Origin of the sequence: uncultured Allobosea sp. (genome assembly GCF_945956895.1) — a bacterium.
Taxonomy (GTDB): Bacteria; Pseudomonadota; Alphaproteobacteria; order Rhizobiales; family Beijerinckiaceae; genus Allobosea.
This window is the reverse complement of record NZ_CAMFJF010000132.1, coordinates 1-4,739: the sequence shown is the minus strand read 5'-3', so window position 1 is coordinate 4,739 and position 4,739 is coordinate 1. Positions and strand designations below refer to the sequence as shown.

Here is a 4,739-nt window from a genome sequence, read left to right as displayed (position 1 = left end):
AGCACGATCAGCCCGAGCTGCAGCGAGGGGAAGACGACGAGCCACCAGGAGCCGGAGAACAGGTACTGATTGCCGATGCGGATCAGCGTGCCGAGCGAAGGCTGGGTGATCGGCATGCCGACGCCGAGGAAGGAGAGCGTCGCCTCCGAGAGGATGGCGAGGCCGAGGCTGAGCGTCGCCGAAACCAGCACCGGCGTCATCGTGTTGGGCAGGATGTGGCGGCCCATGATCCGCGTCGCCGGCACCTTGATGATGCGGGCGGCGAGAACGTACTCCTTGCGGCGCTCGACCATGGTCAGCGCGCGTACGGTGCGGGCGTACTGGACCCAGCTGGTCAGCGCGATCGAGAGCACCAGCACCACGGCGGAGAAGGGCTCGCGCAGGGCCGGCGGCAGCATCTCGCGGAAGATCGCCGAGACCAGGATCGCCATCAGCAGCGTCGGGATCGAGAGCACGGTGTCGCCGAGCCGCATCAGCAGGTTGTCGACACGCCCGCCATAGAAGCCGGCGCAAAGCCCGATCGAGACGCCGATCAGCATCGAGACCATCACCGCCGCGAAGCCGATGATCAGCGAGATGCGCGAGCCGTAGAGGATGGCCGAGAGCACATCGCGCCCCTGCGGGTCGGTCCCGAGCAGGAAAGGCCATTCGCCGCCGGACTGCCAGATCGGTGGGATCTCGGCCTTGTCGATGAAGACCTGGGCGAGGTCGTAGGGGTTCTGCGGCGCGATCAGCGGGGCGAAGAGCGCGGTCAGGACGAGCAGCGCCAGCACCAGCGCCGAGAGCCAGGCGACCGGCGTGTGGCAGAAGCTCCAGCCGATGTCGCTGTCGAGGAAGCGGCGCAGGCGGCCGGGTTTCTTCAGGGCATCAGCGGGCCGGTTCTTCTCAGCGAGCATTGGCGCCTCCCGTAAGCGCGTCCTCGCGCAGGCGCGGATCGACCCAGGCATATGTCAGGTCGACCAGCGTGTTGAGCGTGACGAAGATGAAGGAGACGACGATCAGATAGGCCGCCATCACCGGGATATCGACGAAGGTCACCGCCTGGACGAAGAGCATGCCCATGCCCGGCCACTGGAACACCGTCTCGGTGACCAGCGCGAAGGCGATGAGATTGCCGATCTGTAGGCCGGTGACGGTGATGACCGGCATCAGGCAGTTGCGCAGCGCGTGACCGAAATGAACGGCGCGTGCCGGCAGGCCGCGTGCCCGGGCGAAGCGGATGAAATCGGTGCGCATGGTCTCCAGCATCTCGGCGCGGACGAGGCGCATCACCAGCGTGATCTGGAAGAGCGAGAGCGTGATGCCGGGCAGGATCAGCGCCTTGCGGCCGGAGGCGGTCAGGAAGCCGGTGCTCCACCAGCCGATCTGCACGACCTCGCCGCGGCCGAAGGCCGGCAGCCATTGCAACGTCACGGAGAAGATCAGGATGAAGAGGATGCCGAGCGCGAAGCTCGGCAGGGAGACCCCGAGCACCGAGACGAATTGCAGGGTCTTGGCCAGGAAACTGTCTCGTCGGATGGCCGTGTAGACGCCCAGGGGGACGCCGACCGCGAGCGACAGGAAGGTCGCGACCAGCACGAGCTCGAAGGTCGCCGGGAAGCGCTCCGAGATCAGCGTGAAGACGTCCTGCTGGTTGCGGTAGGAGATGCCGAAATCGCCGCGCACGGCATTGCCGACGAAGGTCGCGTATTGCAGCACGAAGCCCTTGTCGAGGCCGAGGCGGACACGCAGTTCGTCGCGCTGCTGCTGGCTCGCCTGCTCGTTCAGCATCAGCTCCACGGGGTCGCCGACGAAGCGGAAGATCAGGAAGGCGAGAAAGGCCACCGCCAGCATGACGCCAGCGGCGTTGAGCAGTCGCTTGAGAAGAAAGGCCGGCATGGGAACTCCTACGTTCCGGCGTCATGCATTCCAGCGTCGTTCTCGGGCTTCGCCCTTGGGGCCGACCTTCGGCCGGCCCCAAGGATACCCCCGCGAAGACCCGAGGATCTCAGGAAGAAGGGCGCTGGTTTCCGTCATGACCGGGTCGAGCCCGGCCATGACGATTGAACCCAGTCGACCTCACTTCATCATGGTCAGCCAAAGCCGCGGCTTGTTGTCCGAGGCCTGCACGGTCGAGACCACCGTGTTACGCATCGCCCAGGCCATCGGCTGCTGGTGCAGCGGGATGAAGAGCTGCTCCTTCTTGGCGATCTTGAGCGCCTCCTTCATCATCTCGATGCGCTTGGGCGTATCGAGCTCGACGCCGGCCTTGTCGATCAGTGCGTCGATGCGCGGATCGCCCCAGTTGCCCCAGTTGAAGACGCCGCTCGTGCCGCTCTTCGAGTGCAGCACCTGCACCAGCAGGGAATAGGCGTCGATCATCGGCTCATTGGCCCAGCCGAAGGAGATGACATCGAAATCGCCCTTGACGCGCTTCGGCGTCTGCTGGCTGCGCGGGGCCATGCTGAGGTTCGGCTTGAAGCCGGCACGCGACCACATCGCCGCCACCGCCTGGCAGAACTCCTCCTCGTTGACGAGCGAGTCGCTCTGGCAGTTGATCTGGAACGAGAAGCCGTTGGGATAGCCGGCATCGGCCAGCAGCTTCTTGGCGCCGTTCAGGTCGAAGGGCAGGCGCTCATCCTGCGAGGGCTCGTAGCCGGGAATGGCCGGGGCGACGAGCGCGCCGGTGTTGCGCGACAGGCCGCGCATGGCGCGCTTCTGCACCGCATCGATATCGATCGCGCGATAGAGCGCCTCGCGGACGCGGATGTCCTTGAAGGGATTCTTGTCCTTGACGTCGCTCTCGATCAGCTTGTCGCCGAGATTGAGCGCGAAGAAGACCGAGCGCAGTTCGTTGGTCTGCAGCACCTTCACGTCCGGCGAGGCGGAGAGGCGCGGCAGGTCCTGCAGCGGGGCAACGTTAGTGTAGTCGATCTCACCCGACAGCAACGCCGCGACGCGGGTCGAGGACGAGGTGATCGGCGAGAACTCGATCACGTCGATATTGTGCTTGGGCTTGTCCCACCAGCCGGCGTTCTTGACGAAGACCGTCTTGGAATCGGCGCGGCGGCTCTCGACCTTGAACGGGCCGGTGCCGTTGGCGTTGTCGGTGGCGTAGCCCTTCACACCCTTGCCGGAATCGGTCGGGAGCAGCGAGTTGTTCGCCTCCATCCACTCCTTGTCGAAGATGAAGATGTTGGTGAGGTCGTTCAGCAGCAACGGATAGGGCCCGTTGACCTCGATCTCGACGGTGTAGTCGTCGATCTTCTTCGAGCTCTTGTAGGCCGGCAGGTTGCCCTTGAGCGGCGAGGTCTCGTGGGTGACGCGGGCCAGCGAGGCGATGACGTCATCGGCGGTGAAGGGGTTGCCGTTATGGAACTTCACGCCCTGGCGCAGCTTGAAGCGCCAGACCGTCGGCGACACCGTCTCCCAGGACTCGGCCAAGGCCGGCTCGATCTTGAGGTCGCCGGTATAGCGCACCAGCCCCTCATAAACGTGATTCAGGACGGAGAGCGTGAAGGTCTCGCCGTAGGAATAGGGATCAAGCGAGGCGATTTCGCGCGAGGCGCCCCATTTCAACGTCTTGGCTTCCGCCGCGCCGGTGAGCGCAAAGGCGGCAACGGCCGCCAGCAACCAGGCCTTCTTCATCGACTTCTCCCCTTTTGCATCGGCGCGCCTGCGGACTCCGCCGAACCTCGATCGCTTTCTGCCGTCCCGTTATGCACCTGACGCTTTGCGCGCCATTTCGTGTGCGATTATCAGCATACTTGCATACGATACGAGAAGCGTATTGTATGCGATTATTGAACACAAGCGGAAACTGGCGCGGAGCCCGCTATCGTGACATTGACACCCCCGAACAAGACCGTTCCTGCACGAGGGAATGCCACGTTGGGTGAGAAGCGAACCCCGATTCTACGCGCCGAATCCGTCTATCGCGCATTGCGGCGCGCCATCATCGAGCAGGCCCTGAAACCCGGCATGAAGCTGCCCGAAGACTCGATCGGCGAACAGCTCGGCGTCAGCCGCACGCTGGTGCGCGAAGCCTTCGGGCGCCTGGCCGTCGAGGGCCTCGTCGAGCTCAAGCCCAATCGCGGCGCCTCGGTGGCCTACCCGACCCTGGAAGAGGCGCGGGACGTATTCGAGGTCAGGCGCGGGCTCGAGCGCCTCGTCGCCGAAAGCCTGGCCGGACGCATCACCGCAGCCCAGGTCGCCGAGCTCGAAGCCCATGTCCGCCAGGAGGAGAAGGCGCATGAGCAGGACGGGCCGGAATCGATCCGCCTCTCCGGCGAATTCCACATCAAGCTCGCGAAGATGACCGGCAACGCGCTGCTGCTGCGCTATGTCCAGGAAGCCTCGTCGCGCTGCTCGCTGATCCTGGCGATCTACGGCCGCCCGCATTCGACCGAATGCGCCGTCTCCGAGCATCGCCAGTTGATCGACGCCCTGCGCGCAGGGGACGCTGCCCGCGCCGCCGATCTGATGGACCATCACCTGCGGGCCGTCGTCACCCGCGCGCTGCTGACGCCGCGCATCGAGCGCGATATCCGCGATGTGCTCGCACCCTACGCTCTCAGCGAAGGGCTGAACCCGTCCTGATCTTGCGATTGCGCGTGACCACATGCCGGCGGCCCGCCCCGACGCGCGCAAAGACATGCGTCACACGCAGGACAATTAGTCTTTGGTCTATTTGACCTGCGCCAAGAACATTACTCCCCCCGCACTCAAGCCATGGCGGGGGCAGGCCCGATGCGCCATCC

4 protein-coding genes are annotated in these 4,739 nt (G+C 65.0%); 1 reads left to right on the top strand and 3 read right to left on the bottom strand.

The genetic code is table 11. From position 1 onward, the window contains the following. The 3 genes from Q0Q02_RS23235 to Q0Q02_RS23225 form a co-directional block, all read right to left on the bottom strand. Positions 1–896 (bottom strand): ABC transporter permease (locus Q0Q02_RS23235; protein ID WP_293813142.1); only part of this gene is annotated, 896 nt, incomplete at its 3' end. Continuing rightward, positions 886–1,878, bottom strand: a complete 993-nt coding sequence (locus Q0Q02_RS23230; RefSeq protein ID WP_293813140.1) for an ABC transporter permease — start codon at positions 1,876–1,878, stop codon at positions 886–888. The genes Q0Q02_RS23230 and Q0Q02_RS23235, both read right to left, overlap by 11 nt. Before the next feature lie 180 nt (positions 1,879–2,058). Continuing rightward, positions 2,059–3,627: an ABC transporter substrate-binding protein gene (locus Q0Q02_RS23225; protein WP_293813138.1), complete on the bottom strand. Its 1,569-nt coding sequence runs from the start codon at positions 3,625–3,627 to the stop codon at positions 2,059–2,061. Positions 3,628–3,870: 243 nt separating this feature from the next. On the opposite strand from Q0Q02_RS23225, the gene Q0Q02_RS23220 reads away from it, so the two are divergent. After that, positions 3,871–4,578: a GntR family transcriptional regulator gene (locus Q0Q02_RS23220; protein ID WP_293813136.1), complete on the top strand. Its 708-nt coding sequence runs from the start codon at positions 3,871–3,873 to the stop codon at positions 4,576–4,578. The last annotated feature ends 161 nt before the right edge of the window (positions 4,579–4,739 follow it).